General features: G+C 64.2%; 25 protein-coding genes. 13 read left to right on the forward strand and 12 right to left on the reverse strand.

All coding sequences use genetic code 11. The features are described 5' to 3' along the window. On the reverse strand, window positions 1–1,437 hold a 1,437-nt coding region (locus ACODSO_RS25070; RefSeq protein WP_489039390.1), incomplete at its 3' end, for a 13E12 repeat family protein. A gap of 139 nt (window positions 1,438–1,576) precedes the next feature. Here ACODSO_RS25070 and ACODSO_RS25075 point away from each other — a divergent pair. Beyond that, entirely contained in the window at window positions 1,577–1,933 is a 357-nt protein-coding gene (locus ACODSO_RS25075; RefSeq protein WP_489039392.1) for a DUF1801 domain-containing protein, read from the forward strand. Window position 1,934: 1 nt separating this feature from the next. Here ACODSO_RS25075 and ACODSO_RS25080 read toward each other — a convergent pair whose 3' ends face one another. Both ACODSO_RS25080 and ACODSO_RS25085 read right to left on the reverse strand, forming a co-directional pair. Further along, window positions 1,935–2,597, reverse strand: a complete 663-nt coding sequence (locus ACODSO_RS25080) for a response regulator (RefSeq protein WP_489039394.1) — start codon at window positions 2,595–2,597, stop codon at window positions 1,935–1,937. Continuing rightward, window positions 2,594–4,156 carry a sensor histidine kinase gene (locus ACODSO_RS25085; RefSeq protein ID WP_489039396.1) on the reverse strand — a complete coding sequence of 521 codons (1,563 nt, stop codon included), beginning with the start codon at window positions 4,154–4,156 and terminating at the stop codon, window positions 2,594–2,596. Before ACODSO_RS25085 ends, ACODSO_RS25080 begins: the two co-directional genes overlap by 4 nt. Before the next feature lie 128 nt (window positions 4,157–4,284). On the opposite strand from ACODSO_RS25085, the gene ACODSO_RS25090 reads away from it, so the two are divergent. The 4 genes from ACODSO_RS25090 to ACODSO_RS25105 all read left to right on the forward strand — a co-directional run bounded on the left by ACODSO_RS25090 (window position 4,285) and on the right by ACODSO_RS25105 (window position 8,802). Further along, window positions 4,285–5,262: a Bug family tripartite tricarboxylate transporter substrate binding protein gene (locus ACODSO_RS25090; protein WP_489039398.1), complete on the forward strand. Its 978-nt coding sequence runs from the start codon at window positions 4,285–4,287 to the stop codon at window positions 5,260–5,262. A 41-nt stretch (window positions 5,263–5,303) separates the two neighbouring features. Beyond that, on the forward strand, window positions 5,304–6,677 hold the full coding sequence (locus ACODSO_RS25095) for a CitMHS family transporter (RefSeq protein ID WP_489039400.1): 1,374 nt from the start codon (window positions 5,304–5,306) through the stop codon (window positions 6,675–6,677). 29 nt (window positions 6,678–6,706) lie between these two features. Then, window positions 6,707–7,090: a universal stress protein gene (locus ACODSO_RS25100; RefSeq protein ID WP_068374437.1), complete on the forward strand. Its 384-nt coding sequence runs from the start codon at window positions 6,707–6,709 to the stop codon at window positions 7,088–7,090. Between the two features lie 125 nt (window positions 7,091–7,215). Further along, on the forward strand, window positions 7,216–8,802 hold the full coding sequence (locus tag ACODSO_RS25105; protein ID WP_489039401.1) for a phytoene desaturase family protein: 1,587 nt from the start codon (window positions 7,216–7,218) through the stop codon (window positions 8,800–8,802). A 17-nt stretch (window positions 8,803–8,819) separates the two neighbouring features. On the opposite strand, the gene ACODSO_RS25110 is transcribed toward ACODSO_RS25105, so the two are convergent. Then, on the reverse strand, window positions 8,820–9,230 hold the full coding sequence (locus tag ACODSO_RS25110) for an STAS domain-containing protein (protein WP_489039403.1): 411 nt from the start codon (window positions 9,228–9,230) through the stop codon (window positions 8,820–8,822). 291 nt (window positions 9,231–9,521) lie between these two features. Here ACODSO_RS25110 and ACODSO_RS25115 point away from each other — a divergent pair, with 291 nt between their 5' ends. Beyond that, window positions 9,522–9,695, forward strand: a complete 174-nt coding sequence (locus ACODSO_RS25115) for a CDGSH iron-sulfur domain-containing protein (RefSeq protein WP_068374445.1) — start codon at window positions 9,522–9,524, stop codon at window positions 9,693–9,695. On the opposite strand, the gene ACODSO_RS25120 is transcribed toward ACODSO_RS25115, so the two are convergent. Beyond that, window positions 9,692–10,687, reverse strand: coding sequence for an iron-containing redox enzyme family protein (locus tag ACODSO_RS25120; protein ID WP_489039405.1), 996 nt, complete (start codon window positions 10,685–10,687; stop codon window positions 9,692–9,694). The two genes, ACODSO_RS25115 and ACODSO_RS25120, sit on opposite strands and share 4 nt — an antisense overlap. 39 nt (window positions 10,688–10,726) lie before the next feature. Continuing rightward, window positions 10,727–11,170 (reverse strand): MarR family winged helix-turn-helix transcriptional regulator, encoded by a 444-nt coding sequence (locus ACODSO_RS25125; RefSeq protein ID WP_068374495.1) that lies wholly within the window; start codon window positions 11,168–11,170, stop codon window positions 10,727–10,729. Between the two features lie 215 nt (window positions 11,171–11,385). Here ACODSO_RS25125 and ACODSO_RS25130 point away from each other — a divergent pair, with 215 nt between their 5' ends. Then, the gene (locus ACODSO_RS25130) at window positions 11,386–13,356 is read left to right on the forward strand and encodes an MMPL family transporter (protein ID WP_489039453.1); all 1,971 of its coding nucleotides are present in this window, start codon (window positions 11,386–11,388) and stop codon (window positions 13,354–13,356) included. Continuing rightward, a complete protein-coding gene (locus ACODSO_RS25135) occupies window positions 13,353–13,988 on the forward strand; it encodes a lipocalin family protein (protein WP_489039407.1) in 636 nt (211 codons plus the stop codon). Before ACODSO_RS25130 ends, ACODSO_RS25135 begins: the two co-directional genes overlap by 4 nt. Before the next feature lie 114 nt (window positions 13,989–14,102). Here the strand turns inward: ACODSO_RS25135 and ACODSO_RS25140 are convergent, their stop codons facing one another. Continuing rightward, window positions 14,103–14,603: a MarR family winged helix-turn-helix transcriptional regulator gene (locus tag ACODSO_RS25140; RefSeq protein WP_489039409.1), complete on the reverse strand. Its 501-nt coding sequence runs from the start codon at window positions 14,601–14,603 to the stop codon at window positions 14,103–14,105. 73 nt (window positions 14,604–14,676) lie between these two features. On the opposite strand from ACODSO_RS25140, the gene ACODSO_RS25145 reads away from it, so the two are divergent. Beyond that, window positions 14,677–16,041: an FUSC family protein gene (locus ACODSO_RS25145; RefSeq protein ID WP_489039411.1), complete on the forward strand. Its 1,365-nt coding sequence runs from the start codon at window positions 14,677–14,679 to the stop codon at window positions 16,039–16,041. A 22-nt stretch (window positions 16,042–16,063) separates the two neighbouring features. Here ACODSO_RS25145 and ACODSO_RS25150 read toward each other — a convergent pair whose 3' ends face one another. Next, window positions 16,064–16,909 carry an SDR family oxidoreductase gene (locus ACODSO_RS25150; RefSeq protein WP_489039413.1) on the reverse strand — a complete coding sequence of 282 codons (846 nt, stop codon included), beginning with the start codon at window positions 16,907–16,909 and terminating at the stop codon, window positions 16,064–16,066. Between the two features lie 110 nt (window positions 16,910–17,019). On the opposite strand from ACODSO_RS25150, the gene ACODSO_RS25155 reads away from it, so the two are divergent. Continuing rightward, the gene (locus ACODSO_RS25155; protein ID WP_489039415.1) at window positions 17,020–17,394 is read left to right on the forward strand and encodes a winged helix-turn-helix transcriptional regulator; all 375 of its coding nucleotides are present in this window, start codon (window positions 17,020–17,022) and stop codon (window positions 17,392–17,394) included. Here the strand turns inward: ACODSO_RS25155 and ACODSO_RS25160 are convergent, their stop codons facing one another. Then, window positions 17,395–17,742, reverse strand: coding sequence for a VOC family protein (locus ACODSO_RS25160; protein ID WP_489039417.1), 348 nt, complete (start codon window positions 17,740–17,742; stop codon window positions 17,395–17,397). Between ACODSO_RS25160 and ACODSO_RS25165 the strand changes: the two genes are divergently transcribed. Continuing rightward, a complete protein-coding gene (locus ACODSO_RS25165) occupies window positions 17,741–19,831 on the forward strand; it encodes a neutral/alkaline non-lysosomal ceramidase N-terminal domain-containing protein (protein ID WP_489039419.1) in 2,091 nt (696 codons plus the stop codon). The two genes, ACODSO_RS25160 and ACODSO_RS25165, sit on opposite strands and share 2 nt — an antisense overlap. A 22-nt stretch (window positions 19,832–19,853) precedes the next feature. On the opposite strand, the gene ACODSO_RS25170 is transcribed toward ACODSO_RS25165, so the two are convergent. After that, window positions 19,854–20,432, reverse strand: coding sequence for a TetR/AcrR family transcriptional regulator (locus ACODSO_RS25170; protein ID WP_489039421.1), 579 nt, complete (start codon window positions 20,430–20,432; stop codon window positions 19,854–19,856). After that, the gene (locus tag ACODSO_RS25175; protein ID WP_489039423.1) at window positions 20,422–21,945 is read right to left on the reverse strand and encodes an MFS transporter; all 1,524 of its coding nucleotides are present in this window, start codon (window positions 21,943–21,945) and stop codon (window positions 20,422–20,424) included. The genes ACODSO_RS25170 and ACODSO_RS25175 overlap by 11 nt, the downstream gene beginning before the upstream one ends. Window positions 21,946–22,103: 158 nt before the next feature. Between ACODSO_RS25175 and ACODSO_RS25180 the strand changes: the two genes are divergently transcribed. Next, window positions 22,104–22,598 (forward strand): DUF6764 family protein, encoded by a 495-nt coding sequence (locus ACODSO_RS25180; RefSeq protein WP_489039425.1) that lies wholly within the window; start codon window positions 22,104–22,106, stop codon window positions 22,596–22,598. A 4-nt stretch (window positions 22,599–22,602) separates the two neighbouring features. On the opposite strand, the gene ACODSO_RS25185 is transcribed toward ACODSO_RS25180, so the two are convergent. Next, complete coding sequence (locus tag ACODSO_RS25185) at window positions 22,603–23,700, reverse strand: AbrB family transcriptional regulator (protein ID WP_489039427.1); 1,098 nt, start codon at window positions 23,698–23,700, stop codon at window positions 22,603–22,605. Between the two features lie 170 nt (window positions 23,701–23,870). Here ACODSO_RS25185 and ACODSO_RS25190 point away from each other — a divergent pair, with 170 nt between their 5' ends. Then, window positions 23,871–24,353, forward strand: coding sequence for a MarR family winged helix-turn-helix transcriptional regulator (locus ACODSO_RS25190; RefSeq protein WP_489039429.1), 483 nt, complete (start codon window positions 23,871–23,873; stop codon window positions 24,351–24,353). Window positions 24,354–24,409 lie beyond the last annotated feature (56 nt).

Below are 24,409 nucleotides of genomic sequence, written 5' to 3' on the forward strand. Positions count from 1 at the left end.
TGTGATCAGTTGTGCGCGTGCGTAGTGCCCGCCGGGGGCTGTGCCCGTGGCGGTGCCGGTGCCGGTCTGATGTCGGTTGTTGGTTTTGTTGTTGTGGGGTCGGTGTGGTGGGACGGTGCCGGCGGGTCGTAGTCGGCCGCGGCAGAGGAGTCGCCGTAATCGGGCGCCGCGGGTGGTCGACGTGGCTGCACTATCGGGACCGGCTCCAGCATCAGGGTCGGGGTCGGGGTCGGGTTTTTCGGATGTCGGTGGTGGGGTGGTTTCGTTCGCGGAGTGCGTCTTTCGGGCAGGCTCGGTATCCGGACCGCCACCCCCGTCTGGGCCACCGCCGCCAGAATTACCGCCGCCGTCCGGATCGTCGTCTGGATCTTCGGTGTCCGGGCCATCGCCGTCGGTCTTACTGCTTGTCTCGGTGTCTCGTGCTGTGTGTGTACGCCGTGCGGTCTGGAAGGCCTCGGACTGGGTCAGCTCCACCAGCAGGCCCTGCCATGTGCTGTCTTCGGCGAGCATCCGCGCCAACTCCGGATCCAGCGGTGTCCCGTCGGCGAGGACTGCAGGAGTCTGACTCAATCCCAGCAGTGTTTCCACTTCGATCAAGATCTGTATCAGATGTCCCCGCCGACCGTCCGCGAGATCGGCGACCCCGAACTGCGGGCACCTTTCACCGCGGTCACAGCGGCATTGCAGGGCATGCTCGCCATGCAGCAACGCCAGTAGTGCATCGACGCGTAGTTCCCGCGCCGACCGCGGATCTTCACCGCAGATCGATTCGACCAGTTCTTCGATCAACGCTTCCGCTTCGGCGCCCTCGACATCGGTCATGGTGACCTTCAACTGCGAGGATCCGTCCCCTTCTTGGGTGAGGGACATTCCGCGTTGTCCTTTCACCGACGCCGACCGCACCCTCGATGCTTCCTGCGGGTCGAGCTCCATCCACATCTGCCACAGCATCAGCCGCAGGCTCCGCGGACCCACCGACTCCGCGAGCGCGAGCGCCTCGAATTCGAGGGCCTCGATGGTGGCATCGGAGGCTTTGCCGAGTACCGATGCGATCGCTGTCACCCGGGCCCAGTCGAGGACCCCGCAGACCATCCGCAGCGCCGTGAGCGGCAACCTGTCGAGCGTCAATCCGACATCGACGAGTGGGCGCGCGACCCGCTGCGAGACTCCCAGTGCCAGCGCTACTTCACAAACCACCGATCGCATCACCGTCAACGGATCCCCGTCGCAGTCCTCGGCGTCGGCGAACCGGATTTCGGCGATCTCGCATGCTGTTTCCACGACCTGCGCGCGGGCGCGGTTCTCCCTCAGCCGGCAGCGTGCGGCGTACACCGACAATCCCGCCACACACGCATCACTGACAGCCGCCGCATCCACGCCCGCTGCCGCGGTGTTGTGTCTGGTGGTGGCGCCTGCCGCACTCCCCATATCGAACATACGTTCGAGACTATCGGACCCCACCGACACAACCCGACCGACGAATGGCGAGTCCGAAGCTTGACAGCAACGGCACAATAAAGCGGACAAATGCGTCGCCCCGAGAACGATCCCGACCACCAAGGAAAGCCCGACAGACATGGCAGAGAAGAAGCCCGCCAAAGACCCCGCTGCAGCGGTAGTCGAGAGGATCGCCTCCTACCCGGCGCCGTACGACGCCGTCGGCAAGCGGCTCCACGAGGTGATTCTGGAGGCCGCTCCGGAACTGCAGCCCAGGCTCTTCTACGGAATGCCCGGCTACGCGAAGGGCAAGGGTCCGATCCTGTGCCACTTCATCGCCGAAAAATACATCTCGTTCGGGCTTTCCGAGAAGGCCAATGTCGTTGTGGGAGATGGTGCATCCGACAAACTCATGCCGTCGGGCTGGTTCCTCACCGAACTCGACGAGGCAACGGAGAAGCGAATCACCGAGATCGTGCGGCAGGCGGTCCAGTAGATCACCGTCGTCGGTAGAGCCTCTCCGGCCGTCCGACGTTCCCGTAGTCCAGCGACACGTCGACCCGGCTGATGCCCGCGAGATATTCCAGGTATCGGCGTGCGCTGGATCGCGAGATCCCCGACCGCTCAGACATTTCGGTGGCAGACACCGGACCGTCGACCTCGCGCAATTTCTCCTCGACGAGATCGAGCGTGACGCGACTGAGGCCCTTCGGTAGATCGGCTGACGCCCCGGTTACGCCGAAAGCCTTGTCGACCGCCGCTTGCTCGGCCTCGTCGATAACACTCAGCGACAACCGCGTCGTGCGATAGTGCTCCAGCCGCGCGTTCAGCACGGCGAATTTGAACGGTTTGATCAGGTAGTGCACGACACCGCTCCGCAGCGCTTTCTGCACGGACGCCACTTCTCGTTCACTGGTGATGACGAGAACGTCGACGTCAGGCACCTCCTCACGGAACTTGCCGATGAGGTCGAGCCCGCTCATGCCGGGAAGGTGGACGTCGAGCAGGACCAGATCGGGTCGCATCGCCGATACTGCCTCGATCGCAGCCTGTGGCGTGTGCGCGACACCGCAGACCTCGAAACCTTCCGCCTTGCCTACGAATCCGGAGTGTACTTTCGCAACCATGAAGTCGTCGTCGACGACGAGAACACGTATCACTGCTGCTCCTTCATCACGGCTCGAAATACCGTCCAGTCGGTGCCCGAGAGTAGTTCCGATCCAACCGACACGTCGCCGCCTCGGCGTCGACACGCCAGCCGTACGAGCGCGAGCCCGAATCCATGGCCGGTGCTCGCGGACCCTCGAGTGCTCCAGCCCTGTTCGAAGATCCGTTCCACATCCGACGCCGCGACACCGGGGCCATCGTCGAATACCGAGACGGCGATCTCGCCGCCCCTCTCCTGCAACGAGATACGCACTCGGCCGTTGCAGGCAGTGACAGCATTGTCTACGAGATTGCCCAGGACGGTGCACAGATCACGCGACAACGCCCCACCATGATGACCGAGCGCGGAACCGTCGACGATCTCGATCGACACCGAACGATGCGCGGCAGCACCGATCTTCGCAATGAGCAACGCCGCGACACCGACATCTTCGACGGAGTCGGTCACGGCCGACGTGGCATCCTCGCGCCTCGCCGTCAATCCCTCCACGTACCGAACAACTTCGTCGTACTCGTGGAGTTGGACGAGCCCGGAGATGGTGTGTAACTGATTGTCGAATTCGTGGATGTGTTCACGTAGCGCCGTCGAACTCGTCTTCGTCACGCCCAGCTCCTCCTCGATGTCGGTGAGCTCGGTGCGATCTCGGAACGTGGTGACCGTTCCGACGGCCTTTCCCTTCGACACGATCGGAACCGTATTCAACACGAGCACTCGGTCTCCGACCAGCACGATCTCGTCGGACGTGGCCACGGTACCGAGCAGCACGTCGCGCAGCCGGTCGGTCAGTCCGAGCTCGTCGACAGTCATTCCCTTACTGCCGTAGTCGATATGCAACAGTTCGTGCGCGCTCTCGCTCATCAGCAGCACCCGCCCGTGCGGATCGAGTGCAATGACACCTTCCTTGAGACCGCGCAGCATCGCCTCGCGCTGGCCGACCAGATCGAGGATCTCACTGGCCTCCATTCCCAGGGTCTGTCGCTTCACTCGGCGCGCGAGCAGCACCGAGCCCACTCCGCCGAGTACCGACGCCACCGCGAGATAGACGATCAGATTGGGCGCCGACTGAAGGAAGCGGTCCAACGCGGACGGATAGCGATCTCCGACGATCGCAGTTCCGACCAGCGTGCCCGAATCGTCCAGAACCGGCACGTGCGCTTCGACTGATCTGCCGAGCGGCGTGTCGGTCAGCCCGACCCACGACGCGCCTGCCGCCGACCCAACAGCGGTACCGACCTGCTCGGGAACGGTGGACAGCACGACGACGGCATCGACGCCCGCCAACTGCGCATAGTCCAGCCCCGAGACTGCTCGAACGGATTCGACGGCACTCTGCAGACCGGTCCTGATGCGGGGCTGCGCCGACGGCAGCAATTGTCGGACGACGGGATTGGCGGCCAGAGTCTCGGCGGCAGACTGCGCTCGTCGACCTGCGTCACGTTCGAACGTCGAGGACGATTGCGCGAGCGACAGTCCTCCGATGGCGACGAGCACTACGACGACGATGAGCAGCTGCAATCTCAGCAGCTGGGCAGCCAGCGTCGTTCTACGCACGGAACGACCCTACGTCGCCCCACCTACGACCGAACGAGAATGCGTGTGAGCACAATGGACACAAATGAAACTGTGGCCGCAAGGGTGACCGCAATCACAAAGTGTTGTTGACTATCGACGTGCCCACAATGAGAGTTCGAACTGCAGCCAGCGCCATGTGCGTCTCGGTCGCCGTTCTGGTGGGCGCCTGCGGATCGGAACCTGCAGTATTCGCTGGTTCGGCAGCCAACGAGCGCGTTCGGTTCGTGGTTCCATCCGACGCGGGTGGCGGTTACGACCTCACTGCCCGCAACCTCACGCAGGCATTGGCCTCGGACGGCACCGATTTCGACGTCGTGGTGTTGCCCGGCTCCGGCGGTGTCGTCGGACTCGGCCGCTTGGCCCTCGAGAGCGGTGATCCCGATCTCGCGATGGTCATGGGCCTGGGCCTGATCGGCGCGCTGGAGACTACGGACTCGGATCGCACGATCGCCGACGTCACCCCCGTGGCCAAACTTCTGGAAGAACCAGAAGTCGTACTCGTTCCGGACAATTCGCCGCTGCGGACGATGGACGACCTGGTTTCCGCCTGGCGTGCGAATCCGGCCGAGCTGAGCTTCGCCGGAGGTTCGGCCGAGGGCGGGGCCGACGGACTCTTCCGAATTCTGCTCGCCCGCGCCATCGGCGTCGACGCCTCCGCGTCGAAGTACCGCCAGTTCGAAGGCGGCGGCCAGCTCCTACCGGCTTTGCTGACAGGAGAGGTCGATGTCGCCACCACGGGCGTCAGCGAATACCTGGACCAGATCGCAGCGGGAACCGTTCGTGCACTTGCGATCAGCACTGCAGAACGTATCCCCGTCGTAGACGCTCCGACCGCCCGCGAAGCCGGTGTGGACGTCGTCTTCGCCAACTGGCGCGGACTCCTGGCCCCACCCGGTTTGACGCAGGAAGAAACAGACGTGTGGATCGACCGCATCCGAGATCTGGATGCGTCCGCCGTCTGGCAGGACATTCTCACCAGAAACGGTTGGCGTAGCTCCGTCCTGACCGACTCCGAGTTCGCCGAATTCCTCACCGAACAAGCAGCATTCGTGCACGAGACATTGCCCGTCACGAACATCAGCTGATCCCCCCGGCTTCACCCTGCTCGCATAGAAGGAGTACACCCATGCTCGTGATACTGGGCTTCCTCATGGTCGCCGTCTTCATGTATCTGATCCTGACCAAACGCGCGACGCCCGTCGTGGCGTTGACCTTGGTCCCGGTTGCGTTCGGCCTGCTCGCGGGCGCGGGCCTGGGCATCGGTGACATGATCACCGACGGCATCAAGTCGCTCGCTCCTACCGCGGCCCTACTGTTCTTCGCCATCATCTTCTTCGGCATCATGATCGACGTCGGACTGTTCGACCCGCTGGTGAAGGGGATCCTGAAGCTCGTCAAGAACGATCCGATGAAGCTGGTGGTCGGTACCGCAGTTCTCGCGATGGTCGTCTCGCTCGACGGTGACGGATCGACGACCTTCATCATCGTGACCTCGGCGATGTTGCCGCTGTACCTGAAACTCGGTGTGAGCCCGGTCATCCTGACCGTCATTGCGGGATTGGCCAACGGAACGATGAACATCATTCCGTGGGGTGGCCCCACAGTGCGGGCAGCATCGGCGCTCGGCATTTCGCCCTCCGAGGTATTCATCCCGATGGTGCCGTCCCTTATCGTCGGCTTGATCATCGTGCTGGCGTTCTCCGTCCACCTCGGCATCATGGAACGTCGACGCATCGGATCGCTCGTCTACGATCGCCAGCTGGTGAAGCAGGGTGCGTCGACGGACACCACCACGGGCAGCGGCGGAAACTCCGGCACCGGCGGCGGTGACGGCAGCGCAGGTCAGTTCATCGACGGCCTCGACCCCAACCGGAACACGCTGCGGCCGAAGCTGCTGTGGTTCAACGCAACTCTGACGGTTGTTCTGCTCGTCGTACTCGTCATGGACATCCTTCCGATCCCGGTTCTGTTCATGATCGCCGCATCCATCGCACTTGCAGTGAACTTCCCGAAGGTCAAGGAGCAGGGCGAAGCTATCGCACGGCATTCCTCGTCGATCGTCTCCGTGGTCGCCATGGTTCTCGCTGCTGCGATTCTCACCGGCGTCTTCCAAGGAACCGGCATGGTCGAAGCAATGGCCGAGTGGCTTCTCAACGTCATCCCGTCGGGAATGGGTCCGTACCTCGCCGTGATCACCGGCGTACTGTCCCTCCCCTTCACGTTCTTCATGACGAACGATGCGTTCTACTTCGGAATTCTGCCGGTGCTCAGCGAAACTGCGGCGCAGTACGGCATCGAGCCCGTCGAGATGGCGCGTGCATCGATCACCGGCCAGGCGTTCCACCTGCAGAGCCCACTGGTTCCCGCAATTCTGTTGCTGGTCACTCTCGCGGGTGTCTCACTCGCCGACCACCACAAGAAGGTCCTGTGGCGTGCCGCCGTCATCTCACTCACCATGCTGATCGTCGGTGTCGCCCTCGGGCAGATCCCGTTCGGCTGACCCCTACCTCACAGTTCGAAAGGCACACCATGTCCGTCGTAGTAATCCACAACCAATCCGATGAGGGCCGTAGCGCACTCGAAGCCGGCATCCGTGAAGCGGAAAGTCGCGGAGCCGAACTCGTTGTCGTCCATGCACTGTCGGGCTCCCCCGACGCTCGTGCCCAGGCGCAAGAGCTCGCCGCCGTCGAAACCGCAGTTCATGCTCTGGCTCCGGACGCCCGCGTCGAAGCTGCTCTTCCCGATCCCGACGCCACCAGCACCCTCCTCACACTCGTCGACAAGGTCGACGCCGAGCTGGTCGTCATCGGATCACGCCATCGCAGTGCCGTCGGCAAGTTCCTGATGGGTCAGACGGTCCAGCGCCTGCTGCTCGAAATTCCGGTAGAGATACTTCTCGTGAAATCGCGGTAGCAGCTTCGAAGCGGCGGGAGCGGAGCCTGCAGGTTTCGCCACCCCGCCGCTCGGGCACACTCCGAGAACATGAACAATGTCTTCGATAGCACCACACCGCAACCGAATCCGGGGAGGGCGCCGTCATGAGTACGACCACCGTCGACGCCGTTGTCATCGGCGCCGGGCACAACGGCCTCGTCGCCGCTGCCGCACTGGCCGATGCGGGTTGGGACGTGGTCGTTCTGGAGGCAGCACCGGAGCCCGGAGGTGCAGTCAGGAGCGCGGAACTCGTTCCCGGCTATACGAGCGATCTGTTCAGCGCCTTCTATCCGCTCGGTGCCGCGTCCCCGGCGATGACGTCACTCGAACTCGAACGTCATGGGCTGCGCTGGTGCCGCGCGCCCGCGGCATACGGTCACGCCAGGTTTCCCGCGGACGAGGACGCACCGATAGTGCATGCCGACGTCGCAGACACTGCCGCAGCTCTTTCGGTGTACGACCGCCGCGACGGTGACGCGTGGATCGCCATGTTCGAACAGTGGACCCGAATCAAGAAACCGCTGCTCGACGCGTTCCTGGGCCCATTTCCGCCGGTACGCGCCGGTGCGTCGCTCGCCCGAACACTCGGCGCGGCCGAGACCCTTCGATTCGCTCGCTTCATGGCCCTGCCTGCGCGCGTCATGGCGCACGAGGCGTTCCACAGCTCCGCAGCACGATGCCTACTCCTCGGAAATGCGATGCATGGCGACGCCCCGCTCGAGGCTGCGGTGAGCGGAGCGATGGGGTACTTGCTGACGATGATGGCGCAGGACGTCGGTTTCCCGGTTCCCGAGGGCGGGTCGAGCGAGCTGACTGCAGCCCTCGTCCGCCGCGCGGGCACAGCCGAAGTGAGATGCGACAGCGAAGTCACCCGAATCGATGTCGCAGGTGGGCGCGCACGATCCGTGCACACCGCATCGGGTGACACCGTCCGAGTACGGCGGGCGATCATCGCCGACGTGTCCGCACCGATCCTGTACGACAAGCTGCTGCCCGACGATGCCATTCCCCCGCGGATGCGCAGGGATCTCGAGAACTTCGAGTGGGACACACCCGTCGTCAAAGTGAACTACGCGCTCGATCGACCGATTCCGTGGCGCTCGAAGAGCCTGTCCCAGGCGGGTACCGTCCACCTCGGGGCAGACGACGACGGACTGCTGCGGTGGACCACCGACCTGGCGACCGGCGTCCTGCCGAAGCGTCCGTTCATGCTGTTCGGTCAGATGACCACAGCAGACCCGACACGGTCACCGAGCGGCACCGAAAGCGCGTGGGCGTACACGCATCTGCCGCGCGGGATCGTCGACGACGCGTCGGCGGACACCATCGCCGAACGGGTGGGCGACGTACTGGAGGAGCACGCGCCAGGATTTGCAGCGTCGATCGTCGGCCAGGTCGTTCAGCGTCCCTCGGACTTGTCGGCGGCGAACTCCAGCTTGTACGGCGGCGCCGTCAACGGTGGCACAGCTCAACTGCACCAGCAGCTGATCTTCCGGCCTACCCCAGGCCTCGGACGACCCGAGACACCCGTCGAAGGCCTGTTCCTGGGAAGCTCCTCGGCACACCCGGGAGGCGGGGTGCACGGCGCCGGCGGCATGAATGCGGCCCGTGCTGCGCTGCGTCAACGGGGAGTCCTGGGCGCGGTGCGAAAAAAGGTGACCAGTTCCTTGCTGGAACTGGTCACCCGGTAGTTCTTGTGGAACTGCCCTTACAGAGCGCTGTCCACCGTTGTGAAGCGTCGAACGCTGGGCACCACCGAAGTGGCTTCCAGCAGTCGGTGGACTGCGTGTCCCTCTACCAGGCACCAAGCGGTACCGGCCGATTCGACGGTCTTGTCGAGCGCGGTGAACACCGTCAACCCGGCAATTCCAAAGAATCCGACATTCGTGAGGTCGAGAACCAGCCGAACCCCTACGGAGACGCGGCCGCAGACGTAGTCACGCAGAATCGGCGCGCTGCGCATGTCGATGTCCCCGTGAACTCTGACGAGCACGGCGTCGGTGCCTGCACTGACCGACGTGAAGATCGCCCCGGTGGCGGCAACTGCTACCGAACTCTCGGCCGTTGCCTTCGACCTGGTGGTGCCTTCGTCATCGAGATTGTGTGGAGTAACAGTCATAGCCGTCCCATCGTTGGTCGATTGGGAGGAGACCCGCTTTTCGGGTGCTGCAACAGAATTCTGAGGCGAACGAACTGCCCTCTACCTGTCGAGCCACACCGGCGGAGAATCCTCCGACAACGGCTGTTAGCTCAACCAAGAACAACCCTACGCCATTACTACCGGCCCGTATACCTGAGTTTCGACTACCAGGGTTTCGACCCGGTGTGCTCTGGGCACTTCGTCGAAGCGATCCGGCAATCGCGGTACAGGGCCGCTGACATCGAATGCCGTGAGGAGGCAGCGACAACCATGACACGTGTGCGAATGGTCAAGAACGGTCCACTCATGGTCGAGGGCCCCGTGGAGATCGAGATGCCCGACGGCCGGATCGTCGAGTCGAATCGAACCACCGTCGCGCTGTGCATGTGCAAGCGCAGCAAAACCTTTCCGCTGTGCGACACGAGCCACCGGACGAGGCGCTAGGCCGTCCAGCGTTGCATCAATGCGTCGCCGAAACGGTCTTCCAGGAAAGACAACGCCCGCATACCGAACACGATGTCGGCTTCGAGCTCGGGCTGGGTGGCGATCAGCGATCCGACGACGTCGTGCCGCAGTATCTGTTCGTGCACCGCGTCGGCCTCGACGTGTTCGGCGTAGAAGTGCACGCACTCTTCCGGGGCCTCGAGCCGCCGTAACGCCTCGACCAGCCGCGCAGCCCCGGGAGAGGACGTGATCTCGGTGGCGGCGAAGTGCCCGACGACGGCACCCCGCAGCGAGCGATGCAAGCCGAACAGCGACATGACGTTGACGATCGCGAGCATTTCCGGGCTCGCATCGTCGAGATACGCCAGGTATCCAGTGTCCATTCCGGCAGCGTGCATAGCCTCCAGGTACAGCCGCTGATGCATGCGATCGACGCGTCCGGCGCCGTACTCGTCGTATTCCACCGCGACGAACGACGCTTTTGCCTGGCCGGTCAGGCGAGGAATTGCCCATGCATGCGGGTCGGCCTCTTTGAGGTGGTAGAGCGAACGGTTGGCGAGGTACTCACGCATCTGGGACCAGGTTCCGGCGTCGCGCAGAAACCACGACGGCCCCGTTCCGGCTCTCGGCTCCACCGACAGGGCGTCCATCTCATCTGTCGCACTCGAACCGGGCTCGACCGATTCCTTTATGCGCGAAAGAAATCCGCGTTCGAGTGGTCGGCGAAGGCCGAGCATCTCGGTGTTCCATTCCCACTCGTCGTCGACGCCGCGGAAGCCGCGGTAGTGCAGTTCGTAGCAGAGGTACAGCGCCAACTGCACGTCGTGACCGAGGTAGTCCGCGTCTGCAGGCACCTCGGGGAGACTCGCGGGCTGGGACGGATCCCCGCGGAGCGCGCTGATCACGGCCGTGGACACCGGACCGCGCGGGCGCGGCAGATGGCCTGGCCGCCCGGTATCGATCGACGCGGCAACAGTGGCTGTGGAAGTCATGTTGCAGTGTTTACCCGGTCGAACGTGGGCGAAACCGGATCAACCGGCGTGCAACTCGTCGTGATGCTCGCGCATCGCGTCGATCAATACGCTGAAGACTCGATGCGCTGCAGCAAGATCCGAATCCGGTATGTCGGCGAGAGCAGCTGACGTCCGTGCACCCAGCGGCCCGAAGAATCCGCGGGCTACCTCCATGCCGTGGGCGTCGTAACGCAGAATGACTTTACGACGGTCGCTCGCGACCTTTTCTCGCTTGATGTGACCGGACTCGATCATCCGCTCGACCAGGTACGTCATCGCAGCCGAGGACAGACCGAGCCGGTTACCGAGCTCCCCCGCTGTCAGCGGCGTGCCTTCGACATCGGCAATCATGATCAGCAACAGCGCGCGAAAATCGTTGGGCCGCAATTCGTGTTGGGCGCCGAATGCGCGACCGATCTCCTCCGAGACAGCAGACAGCGCGCGAACGTCCGATGAGATCATCGACTCCAGTTCACTGCGGTCGGACACTGTCTTTCCTTTCGATCGGTAGCCGCGTCAGACTATCGCGCCGAAGCGCGCCAACTCTCTCAGTTGCTTAATTGTTAAGTTGATGAGATTCTTTTCGGGTGGACCTGTGGACCCGATTCGCCCGAATTGTCAGTTCGCGCCGCTCGTGGGCACTCTCACTCGCGGTGCTGATCCTCTCGTTGGGCTTCATGGCCCTCGTCGGAGAGAACGACTCCGCCGGACAAGCACCCTCGTCCGTGCCACCTGCAGCGGACTCCGCGCAGGTCACCGAACTCCTGACGCAATTTCCCGGTGCCGATACCGCTCCGGTGATTCTCGTCGTCAGCCGGGACGACGGTGCCGAATTGGACTCTGCCGACCTCGATGCCGCACAGCAGGCGCTCGACAGGCTGTCCGACGCCGACACGCCGCTCATTCCTGCGCCCGACGGCAAAGCCACGCTCGGAATCGTGCAGATCGACTCCGCGCTGTCCGGCTTCTCACTCAGCGACACTGTGACCTCACTGCGAGAGTCAGCCGCCAACGGCCTACCCGATGGGTTGTCCGCGCAGCTCACGGGCGGTCCGGCGTTCGGCGCGGACATTGCCGACTCGTTCTCGGGTGCCAACTTCACCTTGCTTGCCGTCACCGCTCTCGTCGTCGCGATCCTGCTCATCGCGACCTATCGATCGCCGATTCTGTGGCTCGTCCCGCTGATCGTCATCGGCCTCGGTGATCGGGTAGCCACCTCGGTCGGTACCGCGCTCGCCGACGTGACAGGCCTGTCGTTCGACGGGTCCACCTCGGGCATCACCAGCGTGCTCGTCTTCGGCGCAGGCACCAATTACGCATTGCTGCTGATCTCTCGCTATCGCGAAGAGCTCCGCACTCGAACGGATCATCGCGAGGCACTGCAACACGCCGTCAGGCATGCCGGTCCCGCAATCCTCGCGAGTAACGCGACAGTCGTACTCGCGCTTCTGACGCTGCTGCTGGCAATCCTCCCGAGCACGCGCAGCCTCGGCGCGCTCGCCGCAGCAGGGCTCGTCGTCGCAGCCGTGTTCGTGCTCGTCGTACTTCCGCCTCTGCTGGCGCTGTTCGGGCCGAAGTTGTTCTGGCCGTTCGTCCCGAAGCCCGGAGACAAGGACACCGCAACCACGGGTACTTGGCATTCGGTCGCTGCGGCTGTCTCGCGGAACCCGATACGGACGGCATCGATCACCCTCGTGGGGTTGATCGCCTGCGCTGCAGCATTGTTCGGAACAGAAATCGGGCTCTCCCAAACCGAGCAGTTCCGAGTCACGGCCGAATCGGTCGAAGGGTTCGACACGCTCGCCGAGCACTTCCCTGCCGGGCTCGCCGACCCGACGACCGTCGTTGCCCCGGCAGAATCCGCAGACCGCGTCGACACGGCGCTCGGCTCCGCGAGTTCCGTCGAAACGTATACCCGTGGAGCTGATTCCGGCACCGGTCTGGCGCAGTGGTCCGTTGTGACCGATGCCGCGCCCGCATCGGACCAGGCTTTCGACGCGGTCACCGATCTCCGTGAGGCACTTACCGACATACCTGGCACGCTCGTCGGCGGAAGCGACGCTCAGGCACTCGACACCAGCGAGGCTGCCGCCCGCGACCGACTGGTGGTCGTACCTGCGATTCTGATCGTGGTGCTCCTCGTTCTGATCGCACTGCTGCGATCGCTGGTAGCGCCCCTTATTCTCGTCGGTACCACGGTGTTGAGCGCGCTCGCCGCCCTCGGCGTCGGAAGTTGGTTCAGTAGCAACGTTTTCGGTTTTCCAGCGTTGGACGACAACGTCCCGCTCTTCGCGTTCCTGTTCCTTGTCGCACTCGGCGTCGATTACACGATCTTCCTGGTCACCCGCACCAGGGAGGAAACACCGGGGCACGGAACCCGAGCCGCGATCGTGCGCGCCGTCGGAGCCACCGGCGGTGTCATCACGAGTGCGGGCATCGTTCTGGCAGCCGTGTTCTGTGTGCTGGGTGTGCTTCCGCTGATAACCCTCACCCAGCTGGGCATCATCGTGGGATTCGGAATTCTGCTCGACACGTTCGTCGTGCGCACGCTGGTCATCCCAGCCCTGTTCACCCTCGTCGGCCCGGGGATATGGTGGCCGAACCGCATCGATTCCAGCAGGACCGAACTGATGGACGTCAAGGAGTGAAAATCATGAAGGTACGTTCCATGGCAGGGCGAGCACTCGTGGCGGGAGCCTGCGCTACCGGTCTGATACTTGCCGGCGGCACTGCTCAGGCGGCACCGGCACCATCCGGATCCGCCGGCTGGGAGCCGCTGACTCCGATCCCGTCGCTGGACGTCGAGCGGTATCTCGGGACGTGGAATCAGATCGCCGCAGTGCCGCAGCCGTTCAACCTCGAATGCGCACGCGACACCCAAGCGAACTATTCGTTGATCGATCCGGCGAACATCCGCGTCGAGAACACCTGCACCACGTGGACCGGCGAGCAGAACGGCATAGTCGGAAACGCGCGCGTCAACGACACCGTCACCAATGCTCAGCTGCACGTGAGCTTCCCGGGCGTTCCCACCCAGGAGAACCCGGAGGGCCCGACCAACTACATCGTGGCCTACATCGCCGACGACTACTCCTGGGCGCTCGTCGGAGATCCGTTCCGCACCTCGGGGTTCGTCCTCTCGCGTTCCCCTGAGGTGAGCACCGAGAAGTTCCGTGAAATCCGCGCAGTGGTGGAGTCCAAGGGCTACAACTCGACATTCGTCCTCACCTCGCCGACTCCCGGCGGCGCGACGGACATCCGGCCGCTGTCGAGCGTCTAGCTCCGGTTTCATCAGGTCAGGGCTTCCAGCCCAGTGGCGCGGTTAGGTGCATTCCAGTGCACTCAATCGTGCCACTGGCGGCGGAGCCGCCTACCCGCTCCCGCCGCAGTACGCTCACTCGACGTTCAGCGCAACCCGACGCAGCAGACCTGCCAACGTCTCCAACTCGCGATCACTGAGCCCACCCAGTAGCTCACGATCCTTGCCGAGCCGGACTGGGAACACGCGATCCACCAATTCGCTTCCGGCGTCGGTGAGCTCGAGCAGCACCACCCGGGCATCGCGCGCAGACTTCGAGCGCTGAAGCAGCCCCACTCCCACCAGACGCTCGGAGATCTTCGTCGTCGATGCCCCACTCATCAGGGTCACCGAGGTCACTTCGCTCGCGCGCAACGGCCGGTCGGCGCGTCGGAGCGCACTGAGCACGTCGAACTCAGCTCGCGACACACCCACCGGGGCCAACGCCACTTCGAGGAGGTTGTTCGCCTTCGACGCGATTCTGGCGATACGCGCCAGAACTTCGATGGGTGACGTGTCGACATCCGGGAACACTTCTGCCCACTCGCGCCTGACGTTGTCGACGAAGTCTCCGCCCGATTTCTGCGCCGGAATCATGCCGTCACACTACGGCGCGCATCACAGTCCGACCCAATTACTTTACTAGTGAAATACCTGTAAAGTTCTTGCCGTGACTGCCTCACTCGACCGACTCGAACACTCCCGATCCGCGTTCGCCCATGCCGTGTCGCCCAGAACATGGCGTCAAGCACTGGCCATCGCGCCATCCGACGCGTCGTTCGCGCCCGCTCTCCGAGTCGGCCTGGCAGTCACCATCGTGCTGGTCGGCGGCGGCTTCCTGGGTCGTCCCGACCTCGCCGGCTTCGCGGCGCTCGGCGCGCTGTGCTCGGCCTTCGGCCGCTACGAACCATATCCGCGCCGCGCCGGCAAGATCGCGCTGGTGAGTGCGCTGATCGTCGCGTACGCATCGTTCGGAGCACTTCTCGGCGCGACCACGACGTCCGCCGCCGTACAAGTACTTGCAATATCGGTCTCGGCCGGCGTCGCAGCCATGGTGCTCGCCGCGTTCGCAATCACCGGTCCAGGTGCGGTCATCCTGATCTTCGCATCGACAGCGGCGGTCGCTTTCTCCCACACCGAAGCCGACATCGCCACGGTGTGCACGACGGTCACTGTCGGTGCCGCTGTCGGGTGGGTGGCCTCGATGCTGCCTGCCCTCGTCCACCCTGTCGGACCTGCGCAGCTTGCAGTGGCGCGAGCACTCGCTGCCGTCGACTCCCGGCAACAGGATGCGGCTCGCGCGGCCATCGCGCGAGCCCGGACCGTCGTCGCGCTGAACACCGGCACCCGCGCGCACCGACTCGGACTGGTGACACTCCTCGACGACGCCGAAGCCCTCCTCGACGCATGGGCGAACGGCGACGACCCGACGCACGCGAGTGACGTTCTCGCTCACGAACGAGAACTCCGCAAGATGCGACGCTACAACGCACTCGAAGTCCGCGCAGCGCAGTTCGACACACCGCCGCGGAACTTCTTCGCGGCAGGACTGACGCAGCTCACTTCGCCGGCGCTGGTGGTCAATGCCGCCCGAATCACCGTTGCCGCAGCGCTGGCTGCTTGGTGCGCAACACTTTTCGGATTCGAACACCCACTGTGGGCAACGATGGGTGCGATTGCAGCAATGCAAGGAATCACGTTCCACACCACCGTCCAGCGCGGCATCCAGCGACTGCTCGGCAATATCGGTGGCGCGATCTTCGCAGCCGGACTGATCGCTCTGTCACTCGGATACTGGCAGACCGTCGTTGCGATCGTCGTGCTGCAGATCGCCGCCGAGCTGCTCGTGCTCAAGAGCTACGCCTTGACCACGCTCGCCATCACGCCGATGGCCCTGTTGCTGACCGGACTGGCCGGTCACCTGACGCCGGCAGTGACCATCAGCCGCATCGGCGACACGCTGATCGGAGTTCTCATCGGCATCGTGATCGCGGCACTCACCATCGAGCGAGCCGATCGATACCATCGGAGCTGACCACCGCGGCGTCAGGACGAGGTCAGGCCAGAATCTCGGCAACCGGCGTCGACGCGCGACCGATCAGCTTCTGCAGATCTCCGGAATCCGTGTCGAGATCTCCGCGAGCAACGCCAGCGTCGGCACTGGCCAGCATCTCGGCGACGAAGCTGGGCAGGCCCGCACCTTCGAGAATCGAGCGGTACTCGGCCTCGGGAACATCTTTGTAGACGACGGGTTTGCCGGACACCTGGGCGATGACGGCGGCCAGCTCGGTGTAGGTCAGACGCTCGTTGCCACCCAGCTCGTAGATCCGGCCCTCGTGGCCCTCCGACAACAGAACCTGCACTGCCGCCGCCGCGAAGTCGGCTCGCGAGGCTGCGGCGAGCTTTCCGTCTGCTGCCGCGCCGAGTAGGACGCCGCTGCCGATGATCTGCTGCAGGGAACCCTCGTAGTTCTCCCAGTACCAGCCGTTGCGCAGGAGAACGGACGGGATCGACGACGCCGCGAGCCGCTGCTCGGTTGCGACATGCTCCACCGCGAGGCTGACTCCGGAGGTGTCCGCCTTCAGGAGCGATGTGTAGGCGATCAGGGAAACGCCTGCGGCCTCGGCCGCATCGATCACGTTGGTGTGCTGTGCAACCCGCTGACCGATGTCCGAGCCCGATACCAACAGAAGCTTGTCCACACCGGCGAGAGCGGAACGCAGGGCGTCGACGTCACCGTAGTCGGCAACTCGCACCTGGACGCCGCGATCGACCAAGCTCTTCGCCTTGGCCTCGTCGCGGACGATCGCAACGATGTCCGAGGCAGCGAAGCCCCGCTCGATCAAACCATCGACGACGAGCCCGCCGAAGTGTCCGGTTGCGCCTGTTACTGCAGTAGTCATGCCCACTCCTTGGTTGTTCCTTCAAGTCCTCAACTACTATGCACTTACTGTTTCGATAGTGCAACCGCTAGCGACAGTGCATACAGAAGTGCATGCGCTACCATTGCCGAATGAGCGAAGCCGATACCTCTATCGAGGCCGACGTCTTCGCGCGGAATTGTTCGTCGCGCGAGGCGCTGCACAACGCAACCAGCAGATGGGGCATCCTTGCCCTCGCGGCCCTCGCAGAAGGTGACTACCGATTCAATGCGCTACGCCGGCGGGTCGACGGCGTCAGCGAGCGCATGCTTTCCCAGACCCTCCATACGCTCGAACGCGACGGGCTTGTCGTGCGTACGGTTCTGGAGTCGATTCCACCGAAAGTCGAGTACAGCCTGACGCCACTCGGACGCGGCGTCGCCGAGCAGTTGACCAGCTTGATCGAGCTGATGCAGTCCAATCTTCCGGCCGTCCTGGCAGCGCGCGCCGAGCACGACGCGCGCTGATCACGCCGGGACTACCACGCACCACTCGTTGCCCTCTGGATCGAGCAGTACTTGGAACGATCCAGCCGTGCCGGAATGGACATCCCCTACCACCGTCGCGCCCAGCTCCGTTGCCGCGCGCGTCGCTGCGGCGATGTCCGTGACGACAACGTCCAGATGTAGGCGGTTCTTCACTGTCTTCGCCTCGGGGACTCGCTGCAGCGCGATGCGGGTGAAGCCTGGAACATCGACGTAGTGCCATGCCGGATCGCGCACGGCCGGTACCCCGCCGAGCACGCCCGCCCAGAACGTGGCCAACACGGCCGGTTCCGCGCAGTCGATCACAACCTCGTCGATTCTCCCGATCATGATCGGATCGTATCGGGCTCACAGCGGCGAGGTGCGGTGCTACCGTGCAGTTCGACCAGCCGAGAGGGGCACGTACCAGGTGATCGGGAGAAGATCTTTCCTTGCCGCAACCGGTGTTGCCGCTCTCGGAAGCGTTGCGCTCGGGTCTGGTCGGGCATCGGCGTCGCCGAGTGGCCTGGATGTAGGCCGGGGCATCGGCGACATGACCGGCGAACCGTTGGGTGCCGGGATGAACGGCTATGCGGTACTGGAACAGTCGTCTGCCGGCCTTCATCTACGTCAGCGTGCCCGGGCGTTCGTTTTCGTGGACACCGCGTCGGGTGCGCGCCTTGCCCACGTGACGTGCGAGGTCGGCCTGATGTTCGAGAGCATCTTCGAGGAAGTACTCACCCGACTCTCGTCGCGCTTCGGCGACCTCTATCACCGCGGAAACGTGCTGCTGTCGGCAACGCACACCCATGCTGCCCCAGGTGGGACTGACTCTCATCTGCTCGTGGACATCACGACTCTCGGATTTCGTCCGATCACGTTCGACGCCAATGTTTCCGGAATAGTCGACGCAATCAGTCGGGCGCACGAGGACGTACGACCAGGACAAGTACGCATCACCACCGGCTCGCTGCACGACGCAGGCGTCAACCGATCACCCGTGGCGTTCGACCGAAATCCGGACAAGGATCGGCTGCCGACGAGAATCGATCCTCGTTCGGTCAATCTTCAGCTCGAACGAGACGGAGAATTGGTCGGCATCATCAATTGGTTTGCCACACACGGCACCTCGATGACGGCAACCAATCTGCTCGTCAGCAGCGACAACAAGGGGTACGCGGCCTGGCACTGGGAGCGAGAAGTCGCCGGGGTCGACTACTCGAACCCCAGTTTCGTCGCTGCCTTCTGCCAGAGCACCCCCGGCGACATCTCCCCCAATCTCGACAAACAGCCGGGAACCGGACCCACCACGGACGAGTTCGAGAACACCCGCATCGTCGGAATGCGCCAATTCGACACCGCACGTGGACATACCGGCGATGCAGGTGCATCGTCGGACAACGGAATCGACATACGGTGGATGTATGCGGACTTCTCCGCGATCACCGTCCGCCCCGAATTCACCGGAGACGGCCGCACACACACGACGAGTCCTGCTGCCCTCGGTGCCGCGTTCGCCGCCTCGAGTCAGGAAGATGGCGGAGGTCTACCCGAACTCGGACTGGCAGAAGGTGAGCGAGGGGGCAATCCCGCGTTGGCTGCGTTGAGTTCGGTGGTCATGCCGCAGTGGCTTCGCGACGCCCATGCGCCGAAGGACGTCGTCCTGCCGGTCGGGCTGATCCCCGGAATCGTCCAACAGGTGTTTCCATTCCATCTTGCGCGCATCGGATCCTTCTACCTGTTCACCTGCCCGTTCGAGCCGACGGTCATGGCCGGGTCGAGGTTGCGTACCGCGCTCGCGAACACGCTCGGAGTGGACCCCGAGCTTGTTGTCGTGCAGGGCTATACCAACGGCTACGGCCACTACGTCACCACTCCCGAGGAGTACGACCAGCAGGACTACGAGGGAGGTGCGACGGCATTCGGACGCTGGCAGCTACCCGCGACACTGCAGATCGCCGTCGATCTGGCATCGGCCATGCGTGACGATCGTCCCGTGCCGACCGGCGCGAAGGAGCGCGATCTCACCGGCATCGTTCCGACGTCACCTGGCGGAGTACCCGTCGTCGACATCGCTTCCCCCGGAACCGAGTTCGGTCAGGTCTTGACCCAACCCGCACCGTCGTACGCCCCCGGGCAGCGCGTCTCCGTTCGGTTCTCCGGCGCGAACCCGAACTCGAATCTCCGGCGAGACGACACCTATCTCGCCGTCGAGTCTGCCCAGGGCATCGAGTGGCGGCGCGTGTACGACGACGGCGATTGGTTCACCAAGATCCTGTTCGAGAACGTCGGCCCCATCACGACGTCGACCGTCGTCTGGGACATTCCACCCGGCCAACATCCCGGTCGCTACCGAATCGTGTATTTCGGCGATTCCCGCGCGCTCGACGGGCACCTGACGCCGTTCGTGGGCACCTCTACGGAGTTCGAGGTCAGCTGAGCAGTGTGTGGCCTCGACGACGTCAGGGCTCCAGCAGTGACCCCAGCATCCGTGCCGTCAGGGCAACTACCATCTCCTGATCGGCAGAGGCCAGCTCCTCCAATGTTCCTGCGGCTCGGCCGAGAGCAACGCCCGACAGCGCCGCAACCGCCATCTGTGCACGCAATCTAGGCGAGTCGAGACCTGCGTCCCGCATGCGCCTTTCGAGTCCCGCGGTCAGACGCTTGTCCACTCGATCGGCCGCCGCCGATTGCACGGACGGGTCGTCGTGTGCTCGCATGACAGCTTGCAGGACCGGGCCGGACCCCTGCCGACTCACCCTTCCGATCGTCTCCCCGATACGCGCCGGATCGGCGATGTGAGCGAGGTCCGGACCGGTGTCGTCGGTCGGCAGCGTCTCCAGATACAGCGCGGCTTTGTTGCCGAAGTACCGTGCGATGAGAGCAGAGTCGACGCCGGCGCGGTCACCGATGTCACGGATCGTGGTCGTCTCGTATCCACGCTCCCCGAAGAGTACGGCTGCGGCATCGAGCAAGTTCTGCCGTGTCCGTGCGGAGTTCCTGGTCCGTGCTTCAGGTTTCACTACATTTTCAGAACCCATTGCGCGCTCCCATGTCGCGGTGGCTGTCGATATCGTAGACGAATCCGCCGGTCGCGGCCGATTCGACACTCTCGTCGATCAACTCCTCACGCACGCGAACGGTCCGCCGTCGGGCGTAGGACAGCGTGAGCGCCAACAGGGCCGTCACAACCCACAGGCCAACTCCCACCACGATGACCGTCGAGTATCCGTTATCCGTGGGATAGAGCTGCCCCGGCAGCGTGTACCCCGCGAGAACTGTTGCGCTGAGAGCGCTTCCGACAGCACCACCGACCGTTCGGGTCACCTGGTTGACACCGAGGGCACTCCCGGTCTCGTGAGCGGGGACGGCACTGACGATGAAGGCGGGCATCGCTGCGAAAGTGAATCCGACTCCCAGCCCGGCAATTCCCATGACCACGAACACGATCCACAGATCCGAACGGCCGAAAAGCAGGAGCACGAGTGCCGCGACGAATGCCAGCGCACCGACGGGCATGATCAGGTTGCGCGGCAACCATCGACTCGTTGTCGGGACAAGCTTGTTGGCGACGACACTCGCCAGCGAGAACGGAACGAGGACCAGCCCCGCGATCATCGCCGACCGACCGAGCCCGTATCCGGTATCCGTCGGCGTCTGGACGAAACGGATGACCGTCGAAGACATCACGAACATCCCTATCCCGGCGAGCAATCCGGTGACGTCCGCAGTCAGCACGGATCGGTTGCGCAGCAACCTAAGTTGAACGATCGGGTGATCGCAGCCCAACTCGTGGCGGGCCCACGAGGCCAGAATCACCGCTCCCAGCACGGCGCACGACAACAGCGGCACCGAAGTCCAACCCCACTGGCCTCCCAAACTGATGGCAATCAGCAGCGCGGTGAGCCCAGCCCCCAGCGCGAGCGCCCCGACCACATCGAGCGGGTGCCGCTCCAGATGGCCGCTGCCCGGGACCACGACGATCGCACCGATCAGGACGATCGTCGTCGCGAGAGCGGCAACGACGAAGCACGCATGGAACCCCCAGAAGTGCGCTATGACGCCGGTCAGCGGGTACCCGAGTCCGATGCCGGCAACCGCGGTGACGGACAGCGCAGCAACGCACGCTCGCGCACGGTGCGCATCGAGGTGATCACGAGCGACGGCCATCGCCAGCGGCATCAGACCGAGACCGATTCCCTGCAGGCCGCGTCCGACGATGAGCATCGCGAAATTGCCGGGGATCGCCGCGAACACGCAGCCGACCAACACGACGGCCAGTGCGCCGATCACGACCGGTCGACGCCGGGGTCCGTCACCGAGGCGTCCGAGCACGGGCACCGTGACCGCTCCGGTCAACATCGCGATGGTCAACGACCACTGTGCGGCTGTGAACGAGACCCCGTAGGTCTGGGCGACCGTCGGAATGAGCGGCGCTCCGACGCTGCTCACGACCGCGACGATGGTGCAGACAGCGATCAGGATCGGCACGAGGGCGCGATCGCGCGTCGACCGGCGGGTGTCTACACCCTGTTTGTCATCGATCGATGTCATCAGGTGATGATAAGCCCCAGCGCTCGAAGTTACCGAAAGGAGATCATTTGGTTACCCCTCCGTGATCAGTGCTGCGCTCTGCCGTGTCGGACGAAGCGGACTGTTGGGTGTACGGGGTGAACACGGCCTCGACCGGCACGACCTATAGGGAGGACTTCATGACCAGGACACTCGGAACCACCCTCACCAGATCGATCGGCGGAGCGGCTGCGCTCGGAATTGCAGGCGCATGCGCACTTCTACTGCCCGGCACAGCGTCGGCCGCCCCCGTCGGATGTACGACCGCACCCGGCGGAATGGTCGAGACCGGCCTCGGCGGCACCTCCCAGTGCGACAGCGCGGCCGACTCTACGAGCGCAGCGGCGGGATACGGTGTCGACGGCTGGGGTTCGGCAACAGCCCTCGGCAACGCCGCCGCCCTGGCTCTCGGAATCAACGGGGGCACTGCGGTAGCGGACGGCTCGGTGGGTGCCGGACCGGCAACCATCGCAATCGGCCCGGGCAGCGTTGCCGTCAACGAAGGCATCGGTCCCGGCCTGTCCATCGCCGTCGCGGGACCCGGCGCGACCATCACCCTGACCCCGACAGGCGCCGTGTGCGAGGGCCCCGGAATCGCGGGGAGTTTCACCACACTGCAGGGATGCATAGGCTAGATCATCACTTGACGGAAGCCTTCTCGCGCTCCGACTTTCGCGCACGGCGTGAGCGGAGCGCGACGAAGGCCTTGGCTCCGAATGGCGCCGCGAGCAAAATGATGACCAATCGGACGACCTGGACCGCGGCTACGAACGTGACGTTCACCCCGCTCGCCGCCGACACCGCCAGCACGGCCGAGAGTCCACCGGGCGTAGTCGCCAGATAGCCTTCCAACAAGCTTGTTCCGGTCAGGCTCGACAGCATCAGTCCCAGCAACGCACACACCACGCCCAGTACGAGGACGAGCAGAATCGCCCACGGCAGAACTCTGCCGACCGCCCTCACGCTGTCGCCGGTGAACGCCAGCCCCGCTTGCCATCCGATCAGCACGAACGCGATCGGCAGCAGAATCGTGGGCGCGGACACCGAGTCGATCCATCCCGACAGCTCCAACGCGCCGGATGCGCCCAGCGGACCCAGCGTGGCAGGTGCAGGTAGGTGAACGAGTCGCCCGACGCCGATGCCGACACCGATGCATCCCGCGACCACCAGAAGGTCTACGTACCAAACGCTTCCACCTTCGGCGGCGGGCACGGCTGCACCCGAGCCTGCCCCGAAGAGAACAGTTGCGACCACGGGCATCGTGACGATGATCAACCCGACACGCACGTACTGAATCACGGCGACGATGCGTTCGTCGCCGCCCAGTTCGCGAGAGATCGCGACCAACCCCTGCGCGCCACCGGCAATCATCGACAACGCACCGGTCACAGCGTCGACGTCTCGATGCGCAGCCAGCAGGAACCCGGCTGCGACGCTGACCACGAGGGTCGCGACACAGACTGCGAGCGCCGGCAACCAACTCGAACCGAGCGCCGAGAGCGTCTCCGTATCGATCATGAAGCCGATGCTCACCGCGAGAATCCCCTGCGCGAGCATTCCAACCGGCCTGGGAATCCGCTCCGGTCCGATACCTCGGACTGCCAGCACCGCCGCGACCACCAGCGATGCGAACAGTGCCGCGGCCGACAGACCCGCGAAGGCCAGGACCGTCCACACCGCGCCGGTGGCGAGGGCGAGTCCGGCCCACCGAAGTGCAGAGTTCCGCATCGACACCATTCGCATATAGTAAGACTACTCTTAGCTTTATCGAGGTCAAATCCAACACAATCGCGCATTGAACTACGGGAATTCTTACCAATGTCCGTGCACCGGCGATCACCTGGCACTCTTGTGACCTGCACGCCAGGCCGCAACGGGCGTCACCATCCACGAGAGGGGTCATGCGCATGGGCACCGAGAGGCTCGCGTCGAACGCGTCGGAACTGCGTGAAGCGATGCTCGCATTGACTCGGCGACTCCGACGCCAACGCCCACAGCACTACCTCACCCCGAGCCAGATGCAGATCCTCGGCGACGTGGAACGCAGCGGAGGTTCGAGCGCACCGGTCGACCTAGCCGCGATGCAGGGGGTTCGGATTCAATCATTGACGAGCAATCTCAATTCGCTCGAAGCGGAAGGACTCGTCACTCGCAGCCCCGACCCCAGCGATCGACGCCGACTACTGATTCGCATCACCGATGCCGGCACCGCTCTGGTCGCCGCCGACCGAGAGCAGCGGGACAGCTGGCTCGCGCAGGCCATGGAATCCGAACTCGGCCAACTCGAGCGCGACGTGCTTCACCTCGCGGCCCCCATCCTCTGGAAACTCGCGCGACGCCCCGAAAACAATGTGGCGGTTGACCTCCGACCCCGTTCTGAGGAAGCATGAGAGCCAGAACACACCTTCTGCAGCCGTGATGGCTGCGGGCCGAAAACAGGAGCTCT

Source organism: Rhodococcus sp. FG69 (assembly GCF_057808915.1).